The 348-nt window shown below is 37.6% G+C and carries 1 protein-coding gene; it reads right to left on the reverse strand.

The features are described from left to right. The coding region (locus HC175_RS21395) for a PDDEXK family nuclease (RefSeq protein ID WP_168139947.1) at positions 1 to 333 on the reverse strand (333 nt) is incomplete at its 3' end. Positions 334 to 348 lie beyond the last annotated feature (15 nt).

Below are 348 nucleotides of genomic sequence, written 5' to 3' on the forward strand. Positions count from 1 at the left end.
CTGGTAAATATTTATTATCTGGCTATTGGTAAGGGTGGAGCAGTAAGAAGTGTATTTTAGTGCCTGCCAAACCACATTACGGCCAGAATCGTCCAGTTTGTTTTCTATAATAACCAACCCGCCATCCTTATCAATTGCAAGCAGATCTAATCGCTCTTGGGTATCATTGAAACCATCAAACTCTTTCTGAATTATAAGAAGTTCCTCACCCAACATTTCAGGATTCTTTGCGATCCATTCTTGAAGGTTTTCTCTTTCTCTAATTTTAAGATCGCTGAATAGCCGTTCTTCAAGCTTGGCGATATTGTTCTTTTCTTTATTAATGCGATACATGGGTACTATGATATT

This window comes from Salinimicrobium oceani, from assembly GCF_012037645.1.